This window comes from Burkholderia sp. JKS000303, assembly GCF_002563755.1.
Taxonomy (GTDB): domain Bacteria; phylum Pseudomonadota; class Gammaproteobacteria; order Burkholderiales; family Burkholderiaceae; genus Burkholderia; species Burkholderia anthina_B.
Genome location: NZ_PDBZ01000004.1, coordinates 368,121 through 390,296 on the forward strand (window position 1 = coordinate 368,121; position 22,176 = coordinate 390,296).

Annotated in this window: 18 protein-coding genes and 3 tRNA genes; 13 read left to right on the top strand and 8 right to left on the bottom strand. The window is 66.2% G+C overall.

What is annotated here, in order from left to right; translation table 11 throughout:
* The first annotated feature begins 57 nt into the window (after nucleotides 1-57).
* Nucleotides 58-1,266, top strand: a complete 1,209-nt coding sequence (locus tag BX604_RS34950; RefSeq protein WP_098556563.1) for a DUF1501 domain-containing protein — start codon at nucleotides 58-60, stop codon at nucleotides 1,264-1,266.
* Between the two features lie 30 nt (nucleotides 1,267-1,296).
* Here the strand turns inward: BX604_RS34950 and hpnD are convergent, their stop codons facing one another.
* Nucleotides 1,297-2,130, bottom strand: coding sequence for a presqualene diphosphate synthase HpnD (gene hpnD, locus BX604_RS34955; protein ID WP_098556009.1), 834 nt, complete (start codon nucleotides 2,128-2,130; stop codon nucleotides 1,297-1,299).
* A 248-nt stretch (nucleotides 2,131-2,378) separates the two neighbouring features.
* Here hpnD and BX604_RS34960 point away from each other — a divergent pair.
* Together BX604_RS34960 and BX604_RS34965 are read left to right on the top strand one after the other, a co-directional pair.
* Nucleotides 2,379-2,465, top strand: a tRNA-Leu gene (locus tag BX604_RS34960).
* 250 nt (nucleotides 2,466-2,715) lie between these two features.
* A complete protein-coding gene (locus BX604_RS34965; RefSeq protein WP_257146501.1) occupies nucleotides 2,716-3,054 on the top strand; it encodes a hypothetical protein in 339 nt (112 codons plus the stop codon).
* Nucleotides 3,055-3,168: 114 nt separating this feature from the next.
* Here the strand turns inward: BX604_RS34965 and BX604_RS34970 are convergent, their stop codons facing one another.
* The 4 genes from BX604_RS34970 to BX604_RS34985 all read right to left on the bottom strand — a co-directional run bounded on the left by BX604_RS34970 (nucleotide 3,169) and on the right by BX604_RS34985 (nucleotide 7,079).
* Complete coding sequence (locus BX604_RS34970) at nucleotides 3,169-3,399, bottom strand: hypothetical protein (RefSeq protein WP_098556015.1); 231 nt, start codon at nucleotides 3,397-3,399, stop codon at nucleotides 3,169-3,171.
* A 126-nt stretch (nucleotides 3,400-3,525) separates the two neighbouring features.
* Entirely contained in the window at nucleotides 3,526-4,635 is a 1,110-nt protein-coding gene (locus BX604_RS34975; protein WP_098556017.1) for a class II histone deacetylase, read from the bottom strand.
* Nucleotides 4,636-4,651: 16 nt separating this feature from the next.
* The gene (locus BX604_RS34980) at nucleotides 4,652-5,869 is read right to left on the bottom strand and encodes an MFS transporter (protein ID WP_098556020.1); all 1,218 of its coding nucleotides are present in this window, start codon (nucleotides 5,867-5,869) and stop codon (nucleotides 4,652-4,654) included.
* 22 nt (nucleotides 5,870-5,891) lie between these two features.
* Nucleotides 5,892-7,079, bottom strand: coding sequence for a porin (locus BX604_RS34985; RefSeq protein WP_373562455.1), 1,188 nt, complete (start codon nucleotides 7,077-7,079; stop codon nucleotides 5,892-5,894).
* Nucleotides 7,080-7,256: 177 nt separating this feature from the next.
* Here BX604_RS34985 and BX604_RS34990 point away from each other — a divergent pair, with 177 nt between their 5' ends.
* Together BX604_RS34990 and BX604_RS34995 are read left to right on the top strand one after the other, a co-directional pair.
* Nucleotides 7,257-8,399, top strand: coding sequence for a helix-turn-helix transcriptional regulator (locus tag BX604_RS34990; protein WP_098556026.1), 1,143 nt, complete (start codon nucleotides 7,257-7,259; stop codon nucleotides 8,397-8,399).
* 98 nt (nucleotides 8,400-8,497) lie between these two features.
* Nucleotides 8,498-9,496 (top strand): 2-dehydropantoate 2-reductase, encoded by a 999-nt coding sequence (locus tag BX604_RS34995; RefSeq protein ID WP_098556029.1) that lies wholly within the window; start codon nucleotides 8,498-8,500, stop codon nucleotides 9,494-9,496.
* Between the two features lie 274 nt (nucleotides 9,497-9,770).
* Here BX604_RS34995 and BX604_RS35000 read toward each other — a convergent pair whose 3' ends face one another.
* Entirely contained in the window at nucleotides 9,771-10,220 is a 450-nt protein-coding gene (locus tag BX604_RS35000) for a MarR family winged helix-turn-helix transcriptional regulator (protein ID WP_098556031.1), read from the bottom strand.
* A 62-nt stretch (nucleotides 10,221-10,282) separates the two neighbouring features.
* Nucleotides 10,283-11,428, bottom strand: coding sequence for a glycerate kinase (locus BX604_RS35005; protein ID WP_098556034.1), 1,146 nt, complete (start codon nucleotides 11,426-11,428; stop codon nucleotides 10,283-10,285).
* 396 nt (nucleotides 11,429-11,824) lie between these two features.
* On the opposite strand from BX604_RS35005, the gene tig reads away from it, so the two are divergent.
* The 7 genes from tig (at nucleotide 11,825) to BX604_RS35040 (ending at nucleotide 20,673) form a co-directional block, all read left to right on the top strand.
* Nucleotides 11,825-13,171, top strand: a complete 1,347-nt coding sequence (tig, locus tag BX604_RS35010) for a trigger factor (protein ID WP_098556037.1) — start codon at nucleotides 11,825-11,827, stop codon at nucleotides 13,169-13,171.
* 140 nt (nucleotides 13,172-13,311) lie between these two features.
* Nucleotides 13,312-13,965, top strand: coding sequence for an ATP-dependent Clp endopeptidase proteolytic subunit ClpP (gene clpP, locus BX604_RS35015; RefSeq protein WP_006496351.1), 654 nt, complete (start codon nucleotides 13,312-13,314; stop codon nucleotides 13,963-13,965).
* Between the two features lie 163 nt (nucleotides 13,966-14,128).
* Nucleotides 14,129-15,400 carry an ATP-dependent Clp protease ATP-binding subunit ClpX gene (gene clpX, locus BX604_RS35020; RefSeq protein WP_006754177.1) on the top strand — a complete coding sequence of 424 codons (1,272 nt, stop codon included), beginning with the start codon at nucleotides 14,129-14,131 and terminating at the stop codon, nucleotides 15,398-15,400.
* A 197-nt stretch (nucleotides 15,401-15,597) separates the two neighbouring features.
* On the top strand, nucleotides 15,598-18,018 hold the full coding sequence (gene lon / locus BX604_RS35025) for an endopeptidase La (RefSeq protein WP_098556040.1): 2,421 nt from the start codon (nucleotides 15,598-15,600) through the stop codon (nucleotides 18,016-18,018).
* A 203-nt stretch (nucleotides 18,019-18,221) separates the two neighbouring features.
* A tRNA-Val gene (locus BX604_RS35030) sits at nucleotides 18,222-18,297 on the top strand.
* Between the two features lie 23 nt (nucleotides 18,298-18,320).
* Nucleotides 18,321-18,397: transfer RNA gene (locus tag BX604_RS35035), tRNA-Asp, on the top strand.
* A 344-nt stretch (nucleotides 18,398-18,741) separates the two neighbouring features.
* Nucleotides 18,742-20,673, top strand: coding sequence for a SurA N-terminal domain-containing protein (locus BX604_RS35040; protein WP_098556043.1), 1,932 nt, complete (start codon nucleotides 18,742-18,744; stop codon nucleotides 20,671-20,673).
* A 92-nt stretch (nucleotides 20,674-20,765) separates the two neighbouring features.
* On the opposite strand, the gene BX604_RS35045 is transcribed toward BX604_RS35040, so the two are convergent.
* Nucleotides 20,766-21,440, bottom strand: a complete 675-nt coding sequence (locus tag BX604_RS35045; protein WP_098556045.1) for an arylesterase — start codon at nucleotides 21,438-21,440, stop codon at nucleotides 20,766-20,768.
* Between BX604_RS35045 and BX604_RS35050 the strand changes: the two genes are divergently transcribed.
* Nucleotides 21,439-22,140 (top strand): ABC transporter ATP-binding protein, encoded by a 702-nt coding sequence (locus BX604_RS35050; protein WP_098556048.1) that lies wholly within the window; start codon nucleotides 21,439-21,441, stop codon nucleotides 22,138-22,140. The two genes, BX604_RS35045 and BX604_RS35050, sit on opposite strands and share 2 nt — an antisense overlap.
* Nucleotides 22,141-22,176 lie beyond the last annotated feature (36 nt).

Sequence of the window (22,176 nt, forward strand, 5' to 3'; positions counted from 1 at the left end):
GATAGAGAGGTGCGCCGCAGCGGCGAATGTGCCGCGCGGCGAACCGAAGGATGCGCGATGAATCGACGTGACTTTCTGACGCTGACGGGCGCCGCGGCCGCGGCGGGCGTGTCGGTGTGGCAACCGTCCGCGCTGGCTGCTCCGGGGGCGCACACGACGGCCGGCTATGCGAACGTGCTGATCCTCGTCGAGCTGAAAGGCGGCAACGACGGGCTCAACACGGTGGTGCCGTATGCCGATCCGTTGTACTACCCGTTCCGCCGCAGCATCGGCATCAAGCGCGACCAGGTGCTGCAGCTCGATGCGCATACGGGGCTGCATCCGTCGCTCGCGCCGCTGATGCCGCTGTGGCGCGACGGACAGGTCGCCATCGTGCAGGGCGTCGGTTATCCGCAGCCGAACTTGTCGCATTTCCGCTCGATCGAGATCTGGGATACCGCGTCGCGTTCCGATCAGTACCTGCACGAAGGCTGGCTCACGCGCACGTTTGCGCAGGCGCCGGTGCCGCCCGGCTTCGCGGCGGACGGCGTCGTGCTCGGCAGTGCCGAGATGGGGCCGCTCGCGAACGGTGCGCGGGCGATCGCGCTCGTCAATCCCGCGCAGTTCATCCGCGCGGCGCGGCTTGCCGAACCGTCGTCGCTGCGCGAACGGAATCCGGCGCTCGCGCACATCATCGACGTTGAGAACGATATCGTGAAGGCAGCCGACCGGTTGCGTCCGCGCGGCGGGATGCGTGCGTTCAGGACGGCTTTCCCTGCGGGGACGTTCGGCACGTCGGTGAAGACGGCGATGCAGGTGCTTGCCGCATGCGAGGCGTCGGGGCCGGGGGCGCCGGACGGCGTCGCGGTGCTGCGGCTCACGCTCAACGGGTTCGACACGCACCAGAACCAGCCGGGACAGCAGGCGGCGCTGCTCAAGCAGTTTGCGGAAGGGATGAGCGCGATGCGTCGCGCGCTGATCGAGCTCGGGCGCTGGAACCAGACGCTCGTGATGACGTATGCGGAATTCGGCCGGCGCGTGCGCGAGAACCAGAGCAACGGCACCGATCACGGGACGGCCGCCCCGCATTTCGTGATGGGCGGCCGCGTGGCCGGCGGGCTGTACGGCGCGCCGCCCGCGCTCGGGCACCTCGACGGCAACGGCAACTTGCCGGTTGCCGTCGATTTTCGTCAGCTCTATGCGACCGTGCTCGGGCCGTGGTGGGGGCTCGATGCGACGCGCGTGCTGCAGCAGCGTTTCGACACGTTGCCGCTGCTCAAGGCGTGAAGGGGCAAGTGCGTCGCGTCGCGTTGCGGGTCAACGACGACGTGCGGCGCGCCACGCGATCCACAGCTTGCGGATCGGCGTCAGCGCGATGCGCTGGTGCAGCACCTGGAAGCCGTCGCGCTCGATTTCGTCGAGCAGCGCGCCGGCCAGCGCGATCTGCGCACGCAGCGTGCGCTGTGCGCGGCGTTCGGATGCGGGGATCGCTGCGTCGGCTGCGACGAGCGCTTCGCGCGCGCGGGCCGTCTGGAACTGCAGCAGCTCGGTGAAGGCCGGGCTGTAGCGGCGGTTCAGCAGATCGGCCGCGGTCACGTTGTAGCGTTGCAGTTCGTCGATCGGCAGGTAGACGCGGCCATGACGCGCGTCGTTGCCGAGTTCCTGCACGAACTGCGCGAGCATCAGCGCCCGGCCGACGTCCGCGGCCCACGGCTGCGGGTCGGCCGGATGCGCGGCGCTCGCTCGCGCGACCAGCGACGCGAACGTGCTGCCGACCTGCGCGATGTAGCGCTGCAGGTTCGCGAAATCCAGGTAGCGCGCCTGTTCGAGATCCATCCCGTAACCGTTGACGAGCGTGCGTAGCGCATCGGCTTCGGCCGCGATCGACGGATGATGTTGCGCCAGCGCTTTCGTGACCGGGTGCGTCGGCTCGCCGGCGGCGAGCGCCGCGAGCTCCTTGTGCCACCACGCGAGCTTCGTGTGTCCGATGGTCGGGTCGCTGGTTTCCTTGACGGTTTCCTCGAGTTCGCGGCGCAGCGCGAACAGAGCCGTCAGGCGTGGCGCGGCGGCGAGCGGTGCCTGGCGCAGCGCGTAGTACACGCTGGAGCCGGCGGGAGCAGCCTTTTGCTGACAGTAGTCGTCGAAGTTCACGGGCGGGATCGTGGCGAAGGCGGGTTCGGGGGCGCGCGCCGGCGCGTGGCCGACACGTCGAGCGCGGCATTCTAGCATCGCTCTTCGCGCGGCGCCGGCGGGGCGAGACAATGCGGCGGAGATCGGGTAGAATCTCGCGCTCGCCTGATCGGGCGTGCCGGCCTTTCGGGTTGGCGCGAAGTGTCCCGGGTATTTCGGGCGCGCGGAGAACGTATCTTGCGTGCCGCGCGATCAGGCAACGGACATGCGCGTGAGTGGCGAAATTGGTAGACGCACCAGGTTTAGGTCCTGACGCCCGCAAGGGTGTGCCGGTTCGAGTCCGGCCTCACGCACCACGTATGCCCCCGGTATCCATACCGGGTCAAAAAGCCCCGCGAGTCATGCACTCGCGGGGCTTTTTGTTATCCGCGCAGGTCGTTGGTTCAGGGAAGCAGTGAGCGTTGCAGAGGGCAGGTTCTCCTGCAACGCGGCGTCGAGTGTCCTCCTGCTCGTCTATTCCCGCCGCGGCTTGCGGCGCGCCCGGCTGATGCCATTCCACCGGGACACGCGCTTTCGCGTGCACGGCAAACCCGGTTCCGTGTAATCATGAACAAAACCTTTCATTCACGCGGGCTGTTTAACCGGGGGCCGTCGATGATCCACACCACGCGCACGCTGATTTTCGTTTTGTCCTCGACGCTGGCCATGCCGGCTTTTGCCGGCATACCCGCCGACAACATCGCCTGGAGCGCGCGATCGGTGGAGACGGCCGCACCGTCGGCGGCGTGCACGGCCTATTCCGGCCGACCGATCGGAAGTGGCCTGCCGCTGAACACGGATAGCGTGCTGAAATCGGTTGGCATGGCGCTGCTGGGTTCCGCGCTGGGCGCGACCCAGGGCTATCAGGGGACGGTTCCGAACCCGTGCGCACGCGCGGGCCTGTGACTGCGCCACCGACGAACGGAGCGGCTTGCCGCTTCGTTTGATCAACGCGATATATCCGATTCCCGAAAGCGCCGCGCGTCGACCGACCGCGGCGCTTCGTCGTCGTGAGCGTGCCTAGTCCCAGAAACTCCGCACTGCGACCGCCACGATCACCGGTACCGAAAACACCAGCGGAATCGCGAAATACTGCGCTTCGCGATCGACGACCCAGCTATAGATCAACCACGCCACGCCGATCGCGAACGTGATGACGCCAACCAGCACGGCGGCGATATTCACGGCGAGCTTCGAAGGCTGACGGCCCGCTTTGTCGTTGGAGTCGGGTTCGCGCGGAGACGATTTCATCTGAAGAGGGCCCGGCCCTGGCAGGTGTAAAAGCACAGGAGACCCCATCCGCACCGATCGCGCAAGGGCCTGCGCATGCAGGCCCCGCATCGTCCGTTTCCGCGGGTGAGCGTGCGAGAGCGGGCGTTACAACCCGAACGACGTCGCCAGTTCGTCGAGCAACGCGCGCTGGAACGCGACGAAGCGTGCTCCCGGCTGCTGCGCGATCGCGAGGTCGAGCATCGGATCGGCGACGTCGGTGCGCATGCCGGTCAGTTCCTCGATGATCGCGAGCCCGCAGAACGGCACATAGGCCTCCGAATAGCCGCCTTCGTGAACGATCACGAGCCGCCCGCCGCAGTGACGCTGCGCGGCCTCCTTCACCGCGCGCGTCATGAACCGGTAGCTGTCGGTATGCAGCTGCATGCGCGCGAGCGGATCGACCGCGCTCGCATCGAGGCCGCTCGCGATGACGATCAGCTCGGGGCGGAACTGCTCCAGCGCGGGCAGCACGATCCGCTCGAATGCGTAGCGATACGCGTCGTCGCCGCTGCCGGCGAGCAGCGGCACGTTCAGGTTTGCGCCGACGCCCGCGCCTTCGCCGCGATCGCCGCCGCCGCTGTAGCCGGGCGGGAAGCAGCGGTCCTGATGCAGCGAAATCGTCAGCGTATCCGGGTCGTCGTAGTAGATCGCTTGCGTGCCGTTGCCGTGGTGCACGTCCCAGTCGATCACCGCGACGCGTTCGATCCCGTGTTTCGCACGCGCGGCCTCGATCGCGATCGGAATGTTCGCGAGCAGGCAGAAGCCCATCGGACGATCGCGCAGGCAGTGATGACCGGGCGGCCGCGACAGCGAGAATGCGTTGGCGGCATGCTCGGCGACGACCGTGTCGACGGCCGCGATCGCGAGGCCCGCGGACAGCGCCGCGATCTCGTAGCTGCCCTTGCCGAACGGCGCGAGATCGCCGAGGTCGCCGCCGTTGGCGTCGCTGAGCGTGCGGAACGCGTCGAGATAGCTGGCGGGATGAATGCGCAGCAGATCGCCGGTCGTGGCCGGCGCGGCACCGCGCATGTCGAGGTGCGCGGCAAGCCCGGACGCCTGCACGAGCGACAGGAAGCGGCGTTTCGAATCGGGCGACTCGGCGTAGCCGGCGCTCGACGGCGGCTGGACCCAGCCACCGACCGGGAAGAACAGCGCGTGCGTGCCGCCGGTGTGCCAGAAGGTGCGTTCGTCGGTGAGGAAGGCAGTGCGATTCATGGATGGGCTTGACCTGTCACGGTTGGGTGGAAACGGGCATCACGGAAGCGGGCGCACGGCGATCGATATGGCGCAGTGCGGCGAACGATGCGATCGCAACGGCCGTCGCGATCGCGAACAGCGCGTGCATCGTGCCGCCCGCATCGAGCAGCAGCCCGGCGAGCAACGGGCCGGCCGCGAGGCCCGCGCCGATCACGAAATTGAGCGTCGCGACGAGGCGTCCGGACCTATCGATCTGCGCGACGGTCGCGAGCATGAACGGCAGCACGAAGGTCCACGCAAACTTGAACGCGAAGATCGCGGCGCTGTAGCCGCTCGCATGCGGAAGCGCGGCGAGTGCGACGAGCGACGCCGCGAGCAGTGCGTAACCGGCGGCGAGCATCGTGCGCCGCGCGACGCGGCCGCCCGCGCACGACGCGAGCGTCGCGCCGGCGATTCCCATCACGCTCGCGATCGCGAGCACGTTGCCGGTCGACTGCGGATCGAGGCCGGCCTGCGCCGCGGCACGGCTCGCGAACGTCCACACGCTGCCGATCGCGAGATAGAACGTCAGCACCGCGCCGATCGCGAGCGCAACGTACAGCCGAGGCGTATGCGATTCGGCGTCGCGCGTGGTCTGCGCCGGCGTGGCTCGTGCACCGAGCGTCGCCGGAAAGCCGCGCGACAGCGGCGCCGCGATGACGGCGAGCACCGCGAGCGCGACGTACAGCGCGCGCAGCCCGAACGCGACGAACACGTGAGGCAGCACGAACAGCCCAATCGCGCCCGCGATCAACTGGCCGACGACCCACAGGCCGTACACGCGATCGCTGTTCTTGCTGGTGGCCGCGCTCGTCATGCAGAGCACCATCAGCGAGCCGCCGCCGAGCGCGGTGACGGCGCGCAGCGCGAGCAGTGCGACGAAGCCCGGCATCCACACCGCGGTGAGCAGGTTGCCCGCGCCGAACAGCACGATTGCGCAGGCGGCGACACGGCGCGCATCGACGCGGCCGAGCCACAGATACGACGGCACGGTCGCCAGGCTGAAGGCGCCGAGTTCGACGAAGAAGTAGGTGCCGATTTGCGACGCGGACAGCCCGAGCTGCGTCGCGAGCTGACCGGCGACGGCCGGTGCGACGAGCAGCAGTAGCGGCGTGATGGCCGCGAACACGACGAGCGCGACGAGCGTCGAGCGCGCAAAGGTCGACGCGCGGCCGTCGGACGGCAGCGCGGCATCTGAGCAAAGGGTTTTCATGGCGGGTTCCAGGTGGACGGATTCAGAACAGGTGGTACATGCCGACCATCGCGCCGAACTGCGACGCGCCGGCGAGCGGCGTGGGGTCGTATTCGTAGACGGTCTGCGAGCTCTGGCCGCTGTTGCGCGCATAGCCGACGTTCACGTAGGCGACGGTGCGTTTCGACAGCGCGTACGTGGTGCTCGCGATGAACAGCGTCGGATGGCCGATCGCCGGCGTGTGCGAATCGGTGTGATAGACGCCCGCGTTCAGCCCGATTCCGCTCGACGCGATCAGGTAACGTGCGCCGCCCCAGACGACGGTGCGCGCCGCATCGAGGTCGCCGGTCACGCGTTCGACGCCTGCGTAGACGGTGAGCGGCAGCGTCGCGAACGCGTAACGTGCGGCGAGCGTGCCGAGTTCGCGGCGACGGGCGGATGCGTCATCCGCGGCCGTTGCATCGCCGTGTGCCTGATGCAGCACCGCGCTGACCGACAGCCCGTTGCTCGTGTACTGGCCGCCCAGTTCCAGCACGCGCCCGGCGCGCGTATTGCCGGCGACGCCGGCCGTGGCGGCGAGCGCTTCGGCGTCGAAGCCGGCGAAGGTCGGCGACTGGTACTTGATCGAGTGGTCGATGAAGTTCGCCGCCATCGGCATGATCACGCCCTGGCCGCTGTACGACGCGTACCACAGCGGGTCGTAGGACAGCGTCTTGTCGAACAGCACGCTGAACTGCCGGCCGAGCGTGACGGTGCCGATCGGACCCGCGACACCCACGTACGCGCCGCGAAAAAACGCGTAACCGGGCGCGGTCGGCGTGCCGTCGTTGACGTTCAGGCCTTGCTCGAGCTTGAACAGCGCGCGCCAGCCGCCGCCGAGATCCTCGTTGCCCTTCAGTCCGATCTGCGACGGCACGATGCCGTAGTTCTGCAACTGCACGGCCGAGTGGCGGCCGTCGGCATGCGTCAGGTACTGCACGCCGGTGTCGAGCGCGCCGTACAGCGTGAGCGCCGATTGCGCGTGCGCGGCGACGCTGCACGTCGCGAGCGCCACGATGGCTGCGGCCGCGGCCGCAGCCGTGCGGATGAAGCGGGGTTTCGTCACGTGGGGTTCTCCATACCGTCCTGCATCGGTTTGTCGTTGGTGTTGTCGCGACGCAGTGTCCGCAGCAGGAAAGCCGCCGAACAGTCGTACAGATGAACGGTGTGGAAAACCCGCGGTGTGCGGCACGCACGCACCGCCGCGCTGCCGCGACGCGTGCTGCGCAGCAGCAACGCGCGGCGTACCGTTCAAATGGATGGGGCTGCCGCGGGTTCCGGCAGCGGTGCCCGCCAAAAATGACGGTCGCTATAATCGGCCGGTCTGCGTTGCGCGCATCAGCGGCCCGATCGGGCAGGGGAGCGGAAGGTGAGGATCACGACGGATATCAGGCAGGATCTCGACGCGCTGCGCGACGTGCCCGCCGCGATCGTGCTCGACGAATCCGCATGGCCGCCATTGCCCTCCCGCCGTGCCGATTTCGACGGCGTTACGCGCGGCGACGCATCGCAGCGCGAGCTCGGCCTGATGCTGCTCGACCTGTACGCGGTCGCCGCACAATCCGGGATCGGCGAGTTCGAGTGCCGCTTCTTTTCGCTGTTGCAGGCGCTGATCCCGTTCGATGCCGCGTGGACCGGCGTCGCGACACACGTGCCGACCGGCCCGGTGATGCACAACAGCTTCCTGTACCGTCTTCCGCACGCGTTCTTCAGCGACTGGAAACGCGTGCGCGACTGCGATCCGCTCGCGCGCCGCACGCTGCTCGGCGCGCATGGCCGCGCAGTGCGGCTGTCGGTCGTCGAGCCGGGAGTCGATGCGCGGTTTCGCGACTGGTGCGTGAAGTACGGGCTCGCGCAACTGATGTGCGTGTGTACGCTCGATCGGCGCTTCGGTCTGACGACGTTCATGTCGATTTACCGGCAGGGCCTGAATCGGCCGTTCAGCGACGAGGATGCGAATCGTTTCGAAGAGATGATTCCGCATCTCGCGGCCGCGCTTACGATCAATCGGGCGGCGCAGCTCACGCGCGAGCGCGGCGACGCAGTGGCGCCGGCGGTGCGCGCGCTGTGCGACAACTTCGGCGTGCTGCATCACGCCGATCATGGCTTCGACGACGTGCTGCGTACCGAATGGCCGGCATGGACGGGGCCGCGCGTGCCGGAACCGCTGGTCACCCACGTGCGGCGCCAGTCGGGCCAGCCGTTCATCGGTGACGCGCTGCGCATCCAGTGCGTGCCGGTCGCGGGACTGTTCCAGATCGAAGCGCGGCCGCGCTCGCTGCTCGACCGGCTGAGCCCGCGCGAGCTGGCGGCGATCCGCTATTACGGCGCCGGGCGTTCGCACAAGGAGGTGGCGCAGCAGATGGCGATTTCGCCGACGACGGTGCGGCATTACCTGCGTTGCGCATACCGCAAGCTCGGCATGCACGACAAGAGCCAGATCGCCGGCGTGCTCGGTGCGACGGGGCCGACCGACGACGAGCCGGCGGAGGCCGGCAGCCCGGTCCGATGAATCGGATCGACGCAGCTACGCCGCATGCCTGCATGAATGGTTGTATCCGCAACCATTGAGCGTTATGCTCGTCAGCTCCCAGGAGACGGATTCCCATCATGAACGACACGAATTCAGGGTCGGTGCGCGCGGCGGTGGTCGGCGTCGGCGCGATCGGCGGATTGCTCGCGGCTGCGCTGTCGCGGGCCGGCATGACCGTAAGCGCGTACGCGCGCGGCGCGACGCTCGATGCGTTGAACGCGCACGGCGTGCGCGTGATCGACGAGACGGGCGCGCTGTCGTCGATTCCCGTGCGCGCGAGCGACGATGCGTCCGCGCTCGGCGTGCAGGACTACGTGGTGATCGCGCTGAAGGCACAGGCGTTGCCGGCGCTGGCCGCGCGCATCGCGCCGCTGGTCGGGCCGCACACGGTGATCGTCGCCGCGATGAACGGGCTGCCGTGGTGGTTCACGCACGGGCTTGCAGGGGCGATCGACGGCGTGCCGCTCGACGCGGTCGATCCGGGCGGCGCGGTGTCGGCGGCGCTGCCGCCTGCGCAGGCGATCGGCTGCGTCGTGCATCTGTCGTCGAGCACCGACGCGCCGGGTGTCGTGCGTCGTGGACGCGGCAATCGCCTGATCGTCGGCTCGCCCGATCCGCGACTCGATGCGCCGACGGCGCAGCTCGCGGCGGCGCTCGCCGCGGGCGGCTTCGACGTCGAGTCGACGCCGGCGATCCGCGCCGAGATCTGGACGAAGCTGTGGGGCAACATGAATATGAATCCGCTGAGCGCGCTCACGGGTTCGACCGCCGAGCAGTTGCTCGACGATCCGTACACGGAACATCTCGCACTGCGGATGATGGAGGAGGCTGCCGCGATCGGCGCGAAGCTCGGTCTTCATACCGGGATGAGCGGGCCGGAGCGGATCGCGGTGACACGCAAGCTCGGGGCGTTCAAGACGTCGATGCTGCAGGATTTCGAAGCAGGGCGTCCGCTCGAGATCGGGCCGATCCTCGGCGTGTTTCCGGAGCTGGGCCGCAAGCTCGATGTGCCGACGCCGTATTGCGACGCGGTGCTCGGCTTGTTGCGTCAGCGGGCGGAAAACAGCGGGCTGTAGCGGAGGGCGGTGGCTCTCGCGAACGGGCGGCAGGTATGCGTAGCGGGTTGCAGGCCGGCGAGAAGTCGTTCGGCACATGCCGGGCGGGGGAGGCCGGACTGCGACCTCATGCGCTCACGCAACCCGGGCGGCTGACCGATTCGTCGGAATAAAGCAGGGCGGCCGGCATCGAGCGTGACGCATGTGCGGGGCCGCCCGTCGATCCGATGTTTGTTGTGACGCGAGCCGCACCACGCCGGGCAACCCGCGGTGCGGACATCGTCGGTTGCGCCGCTCAGTCGTCCTGTTCGGCCGCGTGCGCGACGACCTTGTCGAGCAGCAGCTCGAACGTCTGGCGCTCGCTGTCGGACAGGCCCGCGAGCAGGCCTTCGTTCCACTTGCGCACGATCGGCATGATCTTGCGATGCAGCGCGCGGCCGTCGGCGGTCAGCGCGATCAGCACGATCCGACCGTCCTCCTCGCTCGCGCTGCGCTCGAGCAGCCCCTGGCGCAGCAGCGCTTCGGCCGCGCGGCTCGCCTGGCTCTTGTCGAGATTGGTGTGGCGCGCGAGATCCATGATCGAGAACGGACCGAAGGCGCCGACGGCGGCAATCACGCGCGCCTCGGGCAGCGAGATGTCCAGCTTGTGCCGGTACACCTCGGCGATCCCGCGGTCGGATCGCTTCGTGAGCGCGTGGAGACGATAGGTCAGATACTGATCGAGCCCGGCTTGACGGCCTTTCATGTCGAATCCTGAAGAAAAAGGGCGGGCCCGATTGTTCCTGTATCGCGCGCTCGGGTCAACGGTCAGTGTGCGCCGTACTTCAGCCGTGTCAACTGTTCGGCTTCGTTCGCGAGCAGGTTCGCCGCATCGCGGATCGCGACGTCGAGCGTGATCGGCCCGGGTGCCGGCGAGAAACAGCCGGAAAAATGCTCGGACAGGCGCGCCAGCGCGGCCGGGTCGACCGCGCCCGACAGCAGCGACGCGGGCACGCCCGCAGCCTGCGCATGGCGGCATGCGATGAACGGCGCCTTGCCGTGCAGCGTCTGCACGTCCGAGCGGCCTTCGCCGGTGATCAGCCAGTCGGCGCCGGCGAGCGCCGCATCGAGGCCGACTTGCCGTGCGACGACTTCCGCGCCGGCTTCGAACTGCGCGCCCAGCATGTGCAGCGCGAAACCGAGGCCGCCCGCGGCGCCGGCGCCCGGCAGGTCGCGGCTGCGCCGGTCGAGCGCGGCTTCGAGCAGGTCTGCAAAGCGTGCGAGCGCGGCGTCGAGGGGCGCAACCTGTTCGGGCGTCACGCCCTTTTGCGGGCCGAACACGGCGGTCGCGCCGTGCGCGCCCGTCAGCGGGTTGTCGACGTCCGACATGCCGATGAATTCGGCTTCCTTCAGGCGCGGATCGAGCCCCGACGCGTCGACGCGCGCGATGTCGGCGAGCCGTGCCGGGACGGGTTCCACCGGCTGACCGGCCGCATCGAAGCATTGCAGGCCGAGGCCGGCGAGCAGGCCCGCGCCCGCGTCGTTGGTGCTGCTGCCGCCGAGCGCGACGAAGAAGCGCCGCACGCCTTCGTCGAGCAGCGTGCGGATCGCTTCGCCCATCCCGCGCGTGCTGCGCGCGTCGACCGGGACGCTCATGCCGACCGCATCGGTGATCCCGACGATCTCGGCCGTCTCGACGATCGCGGTGCGCGCGTCGATCACGCCGAGCGCCGCGTCGCGTGCCGCGAGCGACGCGCCGGCCACCCGCAGCGTGCGCCGCGTGCCGCCGCCGGCCAGCATCGCATCGAGCGTGCCTTCGCCGCCGTCGGCCATCGGGCAGCAGCGCACGACCGCGTCGGGCCGGGCACGACGGATGCCGGTGGCGATCGCGTCCGCGACCTGCTCGGCGGAAAGCGAGCCTTTGAACGAATCGGGCGCGATGACGACGACAGGCGCGGACGGGTGTTGCGGCATGATGTCTCCGGAAAGCGAAATATTGGTGTGAAGAATCGGGGCCGCGACGGCGGCGCACGCTCAATCGGAGCTTACAGGATGGCGGGGCCGCGGTGGATATGGCGTTCGGCATAGCGGCGATCCGCTCGCATTGCCGCATGCGGGAAGCGGGAGACACGCCGGCTGCGCACGTGTGTCGTGCCGATCTGGCGGTATGAGGAAGATTGTTTGCTAGAATAGTCGATTCTTCCGGCCAAAGCCGTGCTCCGAGCCGCTTGCGCTAGCCATCCGGCGCGTGCAGGGATGGCGTGGCGCTCCGGCGCGGCGTGTGTGGCGCACCCACGTGCACCTCACGCCGCAGGCAGGCACGGCAAGGAAAACCCGATTCGCTCGAATAATTTTAGGACGATTGAAGCCATGGCTAACGTTGTTGAGAACCTCGGCAAGCTTGAACGCCGCGTGACGATTTCCCTGCCGAAAGACACCGTGCAGAAGGAAATCGACGCCCGTATCCAGAAACTCGCGAAGAACGTGCGCATGCCGGGTTTCCGCCCGGGCAAGGTGCCGCTGAAGATGGTCGCCCAGCAATACGCGGGTCAGGTCGAAGCGGAAGTGCTGAGCGACAAGATCGGCCAGGAGTTCTTCACGATCAGCCGCGCGGAAAACCTGCGCGTCGCCGGCCAGCCGAGCTTCGAGCCGAAGCAGGAGCAGGCTGAGGATGCATACGCGTTCGACGCGACGTTCGAGGTCTACCCGGAAGTGAAGATCGGCGCGCTGGAGACGGCTGAAGTCGAGCGCTCGACGACGTCGATCGGCGACGCTGAAATCGACCGCACGCTCGACATCCTGCGCAACCAGCGCGTGCACTTCCACGCACGCGGCGAAGCCGGCGAGCACGGCGACGGCGGCGCGGACACCGCAGCGAAGAACGGCGACCGCGTGACGGTCGACTTCGTCGGCAAGATCGACGATGTCGCGTTCCAGGGCGGCACCGCTGAAGACTTCCCGTTCGTGCTCGGCGAAGGCCGCATGCTGCCGGAATTCGAAACGGCAGCGCTCGGCCTGAAGGTCGGCGAAGCGCGTACGTTCGACCTGAAGTTCCCGGACGACTACCACGGCAAGGACGTGGCAGGCAAAACGGCACAGTTCACGGTCACGATGAAGAAGATCGAGTGGCCGCACCTGCCGGAAATCGACGCTGAATTCGCGAAGTCGCTCGGCATCGAAGACGGCGACCTGACGAAGATGCGCGGCGAGATCAAGGAAAACCTCGAGCGCGAAGCAAAGCGCCGCACGCAATCCATCGTCAAGAACCAGGTGATGGACGCGCTGCTGAAGATTTCCGAACTCGACGTGCCGAAGGCGCTGATCGAGCAGGACCAGCAACGTCTCGTCGAAATGGCTCGCCAGGATCTGGCGCAGCGCGGCGTGCCGAACGCGAAGGACGCACCGATCCCGGCCGAGATGTTCGCCGAGCAGGCAGAGCGTCGCGTCAAGCTGGGCCTCGTGCTGGCCGAGCTGGTGAAGTCGAACGGCCTCGAAGCGAAGCCGGAGCAGATCCGCGCGGAAGTCGACGAGTTCGCGAAGAGCTACGAAGACCCGAAGGAAGTGGTCCGCTGGTATTATTCGAACCAGCAGCGCCTCGCCGAGATGGAAGCGTTCGTCGTTGAGAGCAACGTCGTCGACTTCGTGCTGGGCAAGGCAAAGGTGACGGACAAGGAAGTGAGCTTCGAGGCACTCGCAAGCGCATCGGCGCAAGCGTAAGTGTTGCTCTAGCGGCGTGCCGGCTGTCGGAGCGACGGCCTGCACGCCGTTTTTACGTCAAGCGCGCGGTTGCCATTAATATGGCGATTGAGCGGGCGGCTTCCCTCCGTTCAATTTTCCATTCGAACAAGGTTTATTGAATGATCACTCGTGCTGAATTGCTGGACATGCTTGCTTCGAACGCGCCGCAGGGTTTCGAGGCGCAAGCGCTGGGACTGGTGCCGATCGTCGTCGAAACGAGCGGCCGCGGCGAGCGTTCGTACGATATCTATTCGCGTCTCCTGAAGGAGCGCCTGGTGTTCATGGTCGGCGAAGTCAACGACCAGACCGCCAACCTCGTCGTCGCGCAATTGCTGTTCCTCGAGAGCGAGAATCCCGACAAGGACATCAGCCTCTACATCAACAGCCCGGGCGGCTCGGTGTCGGCCGGCATGGCGATTTACGACACGATGCAGTTCATCAAGCCGGACGTCTCCACGCTTTGCATGGGCCTCGCGGCCAGCATGGGTGCGTTCCTGCTCGCGTCGGGTGCGAAGGGCAAGCGCTTTGCGCTGCCGAACTCGCGCGTGATGATTCACCAGCCGCTCGGTGGTGCACGCGGCCAGGCTTCGGACATCGAAATCCAGGCCCGCGAAATCCTGTACCTGAAGGAACGGCTGAACAATCTGCTCGCGCAGCACACGGGCCAGGACGTCGAGCGCATCGCGCGCGACACCGACCGTGATAACTTCATGTCGAGCGAAGACGCGAAGGCGTACGGGCTGATCGATCAGGTGCTGTTGAAGCGCCCCTGAGTTTAAGTGGGGTGCCGCCCCGATTCGTGCGGCGCCCCGCGACGTCCGAGACGCGTTGAGCATCTGCGGCAAGCGCATCCAGCCGGCTCCGGTCGCGCCCTAGGCGCGACGTTCGGAGCATTCGGCGTATCATGTCATTTACCTGTCCGGAGGCTCTACATTCATGGCGGACAAAAAAGGTTCGAACAGCGAGAAGCTGTTGTATTGCTCGTTTTGCGGGAAGAGCCAGCATGAGGTGAAAAAACTCATCGCGGGCCCGTCGGTCTTCATCTGCGATGAATGTATCGACCTCTGCAACGAGATCATTCGCGACGAGGCGGCTGCCGCCGGCGTCGAGGCCAGCCTGTCCCGGTCGGATCTGCCGAGCCCGCAGGAAATTCGCGACATCCTCGATCAGTACGTGATCGGCCAGGAGCGCGCGAAGAAGATCCTCGCGGTGGCCGTGTACAACCACTACAAGCGCCTGAAGCATCTCGACAAGAAGGACGACGTCGAGCTGTCGAAGAGCAACATCCTGCTGATCGGCCCGACGGGTTCCGGCAAGACGCTGCTCGCGCAGACGCTTGCACGGTTGCTCAACGTGCCGTTCGTGATCGCGGATGCGACGACGCTGACCGAAGCCGGTTATGTCGGCGAGGACGTCGAAAACATCATCCAGAAGCTGTTGCAGAACTGCAACTACGAGGTCGACAAGGCCCAGCGCGGGATTGTCTACATCGACGAAATCGACAAGATCAGCCGCAAGTCGGACAACCCGTCGATCACGCGCGACGTGTCGGGCGAGGGTGTCCAGCAGGCGCTGCTGAAGCTCGTCGAGGGCACGATGGCATCGGTGCCGCCGCAGGGTGGCCGCAAGCATCCGAACCAGGATTTCATCCAGGTCGATACGACCAACATCCTGTTCATCTGCGGCGGCGCGTTCGACGGTCTCGAAAAGGTGATCACGGACCGTACCGAAAAGACGGGCATCGGCTTCGGCGCGACGGTCAAGAGCAAGCAGGAACGCGACGCGGGCGAAGTGCTGCGCGAAACGGAACCGGAAGACCTGATCAAATTCGGTCTGATCCCCGAATTGATCGGCCGTCTGCCGGTGGTCGCGACGCTCGGCAAGCTCGATGAAGCCGCGCTGATGAAGATCCTCGTCGAGCCGAAGAACGCGCTCGTCAAGCAGTATCACAAGCTGTTCGCGATGGAGCGCGTCGAGCTGGAAATCCGGCCGGGCGCACTGCAGGCAGTCGCCCGCAAGGCGATCCGCCGCAAGACCGGCGCGCGCGGGCTGCGTTCGATCATCGAGCAGGCGCTGCTCGACGTGATGTACGAATTGCCGGCGATGAAGGGGGTCAGCAAGGTCATCATCGACGAGAACGTCATCGATGGCGACGGCAAGCCCCTGCTGATCTATGAGGACACGCCGAAGGTGGCGGGTTCGAACTGACCGGCTTGCCAACGATGTTCCGCGAAAAAGGCCGTTCATGAGTCCGTGGGCGGCTTTTTTTCGTTTATCTTGTGGGTAACTCTGACTCGACACGCGGTGGTTACTTTCTTACCGAATATTTCCCGCACTTGAAGGCTTGCAATTCGTTGTGGCGGCCTCAATTACCGAACAATTGATTCCACTCATGGGGAAATGAAATGTCAGGCACCCAACTTCTTCCGCCGGAACGTATCACGCTCCCGCTGCTGCCGCTGCGGGACGTCGTCGTTTTCCCGCACATGGTAATTCCGCTCTTCGTGGGCCGGCCGAAATCGATCAAGGCCCTCGAAGCAGCGATGGAAGGCGGCAAGCACATCATGCTGGTCGCCCAGAAAACCGCGGCCAAGGACGAGCCGACCGAAAAAGACATGTACGAGGTCGGTTGTATCGCCAACATCCTGCAGATGCTGAAGCTGCCGGACGGCACCGTGAAGGTGCTCGTCGAGGGCCTGCAGCGCGCGAAGGCGTTGTCGATCGAAGAGCAGGAGACGCAGTTCTCCTGCGAAGTGATGCCGCTCGAGCCCGATCACGCCGACAGCGCGGAAACGGAAGCGCTGCGCCGCGCGATCGTGTCGCAGTTCGACCAGTACGTGAAGCTGAACAAGAAGATCCCGCCGGAGATTCTCACGTCGCTGTCGGGCATTGATGAGGCAGGCCGTCTCGCCGACATGATCGCCGAGCGTCTGCCGCTCAAGCTCGACCAGAAGCAGCACATCCTCGAGATGTTCCCGGTCATCGAGCGCCTCGAGCACCTGCTCGCGCAGCTCGAAGCCGAGATCGACATCCTGCAGGTCGAAAAGCGCATCCGCGGGCGCGTGAAGCGCCAGATGGAAAAGAGCCAGCGCGAGTACTACCTGAACGAACAGGTCAAGGCGATCCAGAAGGAACTGGGCGAAGGCGAAGAGGGCGCGGATCTCGAGGAACTCGAGAAGCGCATCAACGCCGCGCGCATGCCGAAGGAAGCGAAGAAGAAGGCCGACGCCGAGCTGAAGAAGCTGAAGCTGATGTCGCCGATGTCGGCGGAAGCGACCGTCGTGCGCAACTACATCGACACGCTGATCGGCCTGCCGTGGCGCAAGAAGAGCAAGGTCAACAACGACCTGTCGAACGCCGAGCAGGTGCTCGACGAGGATCACTTCGGCCTCGAGAAGGTCAAGGAACGCATTCTCGAGTATCTCGCGGTGCAACAGCGCGTTGACAAGGTCAAGGCGCCGATCCTGTGCCTTGTCGGGCCTCCTGGCGTCGGCAAGACCTCGCTCGGCCAGTCGATCGCACGTGCGACGAACCGCAAGTTTGTCCGCATGGCGCTCGGCGGCGTGCGTGACGAAGCCGAGATCCGCGGCCACCGCCGTACGTACATCGGTTCGATGCCGGGCAAGATCCTGCAAAGCCTCGCGAAGGTCGGCGTGCGCAATCCGCTCTTCCTGCTCGACGAAGTCGACAAGATGGGCATGGATTTCCGCGGCGATCCGTCGTCGGCGCTGCTCGAAGTGCTCGATCCGGAACAGAATCACACGTTCGCCGACCACTACATCGAAGTCGACTTCGATCTGTCGGATGTGATGTTCGTCGCGACGTCAAACTCGCTGAATATCCCGCCGCCGCTGCTCGACCGGATGGAAGTGATTCGTCTGTCGGGTTACACGGAAGACGAGAAGGTCAGCATCGCGCAGCGTTACCTGCTGCCGAAGCAGAAGAAGAACAACGGCCTGAAGGACGGTGAGATCGAAGTCGCCGAGCAGGCGATTCGCGACATCATCCGCTACTACACGCGCGAAGCCGGTGTGCGTTCGCTCGAGCGGGAAGTGTCGAAGATCTGCCGCAAGGTCGTGAAGATGCTGCTGCTGAAGAAGGCAACGGGCGCGATCAAGGTGGATGGCGAAAACCTCGACACGTTCCTCGGCGTGCGCAAGTACGATTTCGGCCTCGCGGCGAAGGAAAACCAGGTCGGTCAGGTGACGGGCCTCGCGTGGACGGAAGTCGGCGGCGATCTGCTGACGATCGAAGCCGCGGTGATGCCGGGCAAGGGCAACGTGATTCGCACGGGTTCGCTCGGCGACGTGATGAAGGAGTCGGTCGAGGCGGCGCGTTCGGTCGTGCGCTCGCGTTCGCGACGTCTGGGCATCAAGGACGAAGCGTTCGAGAAGCAGGACATCCACATCCACGTGCCGGAAGGTGCGACGCCGAAGGACGGTCCGTCCGCCGGCGGTGCGATGACGACCGCGCTGGTGTCGGTGCTGACGGGGATCCCCGTGCGTGCCGATGTCGCGATGACCGGTGAAATCACGCTGCGTGGCGAAGTGCTGCCGATCGGCGGGCTGAAGGAAAAACTGCTGGCGGCGCATCGCGGCGGCATCAAGCTCGTGCTGATCCCGGAAGAGAACGTGAAGGATCTCGCGGACATTCCGGACAACGTGAAGAACGCGATCGAGATCGTGCCGGTCCGCTGGATCGACAAGGTGCTCGAGCTCGCGCTTGAACGTACGCCGACCCCGCTGCCGCCGGAAGAAGAGGCGAAGGCTGCGGCACCGGTTGGCGAGGCGAAGGATGCCGGCTCGACGGAAGTCGTGAAGCACTGAGAACCTGAACGCTGTCCCTGACGGTTGTTCACGAAACCCGCGGCGAGTCCGCGGGTTTTTTTATGCGTGTCGGAATGGTGTGCGAACGGATGTTAAAAAAAATCGCGTTCAGGCTTGGCAAAATGATCTGGAATGAATTAAAATCGCAGGCTCGCTGGTTGTTGATGCCGAAACGCGGATCGCAGCCAGAACGAATCGGAAACGGGTGCTTAGCTCAGCTGGTAGAGCGGCGCCCTTACAAGGCGTAGGTCGGGGGTTCGAACCCCTCAGCACCCACCAGTTTCACGATTCAGCCAGACCCAGGAGCGGTAGTTCAGTTGGTTAGAATACCGGCCTGTCACGCCGGGGGTCGCGGGTTCGAGTCCCGTCCGCTCCGCCAGAAAATAAAGAAGCCCGCCTTGTGCGGGCTTTTTTATTTGCATCGTCCGTTGCGCTCGCTTGCGAGCGTGTGACTGCGGAGTGGAGGAAGCCGCCTGCGCGGCTTCCGGCGGGACTCGAAGGGCTGCGCGTGCACGCGCAGCCGCGGCCTGCAGGATGTAGGCGAGTCCCGTCCGCTCCGCCAGAAAATGAAGAAGCCCGCCTTGTGCGGGCTTTTTCATTTGCATCGTCCGTTGCGCTCGCTTGCGAGTGCATGGCCGACGAGACGAGGAAGCCGTCTGCTTTTCTCCCGTCCCACCCCGTATGTTGTAATATCGGACGTTTTGTCCAATTTTCCCGTCACGCATGCTCGATTTCTTCCGTAATCACCAGCGCCTGATGATGGCGCTCCTGCTCCTGATCGTGTTGCCGGGGCTGGGTTTCGTCGGGATCCAAGGTTTCCGCGGTTTCTTCGACGACAGTGCGAACGTCGCGGCGGTCAACGGGCACAAGATCACGCGAGTCGAATTCGACGGCGCGTTCCGTCAGCAGATCGACCAGGCACGCCAGGCGCTCGGCGGGCAGTTCGACATCAAGGCGTTCGACACGCCCGAACATCGCAAGCAAGTGCTCGACGGCCTGATCCAGCAACGTGTGCTGGCCGACGAGACGCAGCGCCTGCACCTCACGGCTTCCGACAACGCAGTGCGCGAAGCGCTGATGAGCGACCCGATGATCGCGTCGCTGAAGAAGCCGGACGGCTCGATCGACGTCGAACGCTATGCGCAGCTGCTGTCGTTCCAGGGGATGACGCCCGAGCAGTATCAGGAGCGCGTGCGCTACAGCCTCGCGCTGCAGCAGATTCCGGCGAGCATCGTGTCGAGCGCGTTCACGCCGAAGAGCCTCGCACAGCGTCTGTCGGACCTGGCCGCGCAGCAGCGCGAAGTGCAGGCGCTCGTGCTGAAGACGAGCGACTACGCAGCGAAGGTGCAGCCGACCGACGCGCAGCTCGCCGCGTACTACGACGCGCACAAGCAGAGCTTCGCGACGCCGGAAACCGCGACGATCCAGTATCTCGTCTATTCGCCGGCCGCCGCCGCCGCGAGCGCGCAGCCGACCGATGCGGATATCAAGAAATTCTATGACGACAACCCGACGCACTTCCGCACGGAAGCGCAGGCGCGCGTGAGTCACATCTTCATCGCCGCGGCGAGCGACGCAAGCGCTGCTGACAAGGCGGCCGCGAAGGCGAAGGCCGAGCAGCTGCTGGCCGACGTGAAGGCGCATCCGGACCAGTTCGCGCAGATCGCACAGAAGAACTCGCAGGACGCGCCGTCGGCAGCGAAGGGTGGCGACCTCGGCTTCATCACGCGCGGTTCGACGGCGGGCGGCAAGGCATTCGACGACGCGGCGTTTGCGCTGAAGCAAGGCGAGATCAGCGATGTCGTGCAGTCGGATCTCGGCTTCCACATCCTGAAGGCGACCGAAGTGAAGCCGTCGGTGGTCAAGCCGTTCGCGGACGTGAAGGACCAGATCGCCGCGGAGCTGAAGCAGCAGTATGCGTCGAAGGCGTTCTCGGACAACGCGGAAGGCTTCACGTCGACCGTGTATGAAAAGGCGAAGTCGCTGCAACCGGCTGCGGACAAGTACAAGCTGACGATCCAGACGGCCACCGTCACGCCGACGCCGAATCCGCAACTGCCGCCGACGAGCCCGCTGAACAATCCGAAGTTCCTGACGGCCGTGTTCGCGAGCGACTCGGTGAAGAGCCAGAACAACACGCAGGCGATCGACGTCGGCAACAACACGCTGATCTCCGCGCACGTCACGAACTACACGCCGGCAGCCGTGCCCGCGCTCGACACGATCAAGGACGCCGTGCGTCAGAAGGTGATCGCCGAGCAGGCTGCGGAACTCGCGAAGAAGGACGGTGCGGCGAAGCTGGCCGAGCTGCAGAAGTCGAAGTCGACCGACGGGTTCGGCGCTGCGCAGAAGGTGTCGCGTACGCAATCGCAGGGCCTGCCGCCGGCGGCATTGAGCGCCGTCTACAAGGTCGATGCGAAGACGCTGCCGGCCTACGTCGGCGTCGATCTCGGTGCGGACGGCTACGCGATCTATCGCGTGAACGCGGTGATCCCGGGTTCGGCAGTCGATCCGCAGCAGCTTGCCGCCGCGCAGCAGCAGATGGCGCAAGTCGAAGCGCAGAGCGAAGGCGAAGCGTATCTCGCCGCGCTGCGTGACCGCTCGAAGGTGAAGCTGTACGGCACGGCGCCCCGTGCGCAGGACGAGGACAACTGAGCATCGCTCACGCGTTCGCTGTTCAGCATGCAACGACAAAAAGCCCCGCTCGAAGCGGGGCTTTTTGTTTTCCGATGGCGGGTGCGGCGGTGTCAGCCGCGCGGCTTGCCGAGCAGCGGCTTCAGCGCCGGCCAGACGTTGTCGAGCAGCACGCCTTGCGCCTGCCGTGTCGGATGCATCTGGTCCGACTGGAACATCTCCGGCTTGTCCTCGATGCCGGCGAGCAGGAACGGCACGAGCGGCACGTCGAGTTCCTTCGCCAGCCGCGTATAGACCGCGTGGAATTTCTGCGTGTAGTCGGGGCCGTAGTTGGCCGGCACGTACATGCCGACCAGCACGACCTTCGCGTGAGCGTGCCGCGCGTCGGCGATGATGTCGCGCAAGTTCTGCTCGGTCGTCGCGAGCGGCACGCCGCGCAGCGCATCGTTCGAACCGAGCTCGACGACGACGATCGACGGCTTGAGCCGTTGCAGCACCGCAGGCAGTCGCGCGCGGCCGCCGCTCGTGGTGTCACCGCTGACGCTTGCGTTCGCAACGCTATAATCGACTCGCCCGGTCGCGAGACGTTGTCGCAGCAGCGCGACCCAGCCCGTGTCGCGCGGCAGCCCGTATTCGGCCGACAGGCTGTCGCCGAGCACGACGAGCACGGGCTGGCCCGATGATGGCGCGGCCGCCGTCGCCGCCCGCGCGGGCACGGTTGCTGCGAGCAGGGTACCCAGCAGTGCGGCGAGCGCCGCACGTCTTTTCCAGCGAAATGTCGTGTCCATGTTCAAGATTACCGATCCGATCATCGAAGTCCATGACGTGTGCAAGCGGGTCGCCGATGCGACGGGCGAACTGACGATTCTCGACGGCATCACGTTCGCGGTGCGGCCCGGCAGCAGCCTCGCGATCGTCGGTGCGTCGGGGTCGGGCAAATCGACGTTGCTCGGCTTGCTTGCGGGGTTGGACAGCGCGACGAGCGGCACGGTTCGCCTGCTCGGCCGCGCGCTCGACCAGCTCGACGAAGACGAACGCGCCGCGCTGCGCAACGGCGCGGTTGGCTTCGTGTTCCAGTCGTTCCAGTTGATGCCGCACCTGACGGCGCTCGAAAACGTGATGCTGCCGCTCGAACTGCAGGGCGGCATCAGTGCACGCGAGGCGGCCGATCGTGCGCGCGCGCTGCTCGTGCAGGTCGGCCTTGCCGAACGCACTGCGCATTATCCGAAGCTGTTGTCGGGCGGCGAGCAGCAGCGCGTCGCGCTCGCGCGCGCGTTCGTCACGCGACCGGCGATCCTGTTCGCGGATGAGCCGACCGGCAGCCTGGACGCAGCGACGGGGCATGCGGTCATCGACCTGATGTTCGAGCTGAATCGCACGCACGGCGCAACGCTCGTGCTCGTCACGCACGACATCGAACTCGCGCGGCGCTGCGCGACGACGGTGACGATCGACGCCGGACGCATCGTCGCGCCGCACGCGGCGTAGCACCGCACTGCATTTCCCGGCCGGCCGCGCGGGCGC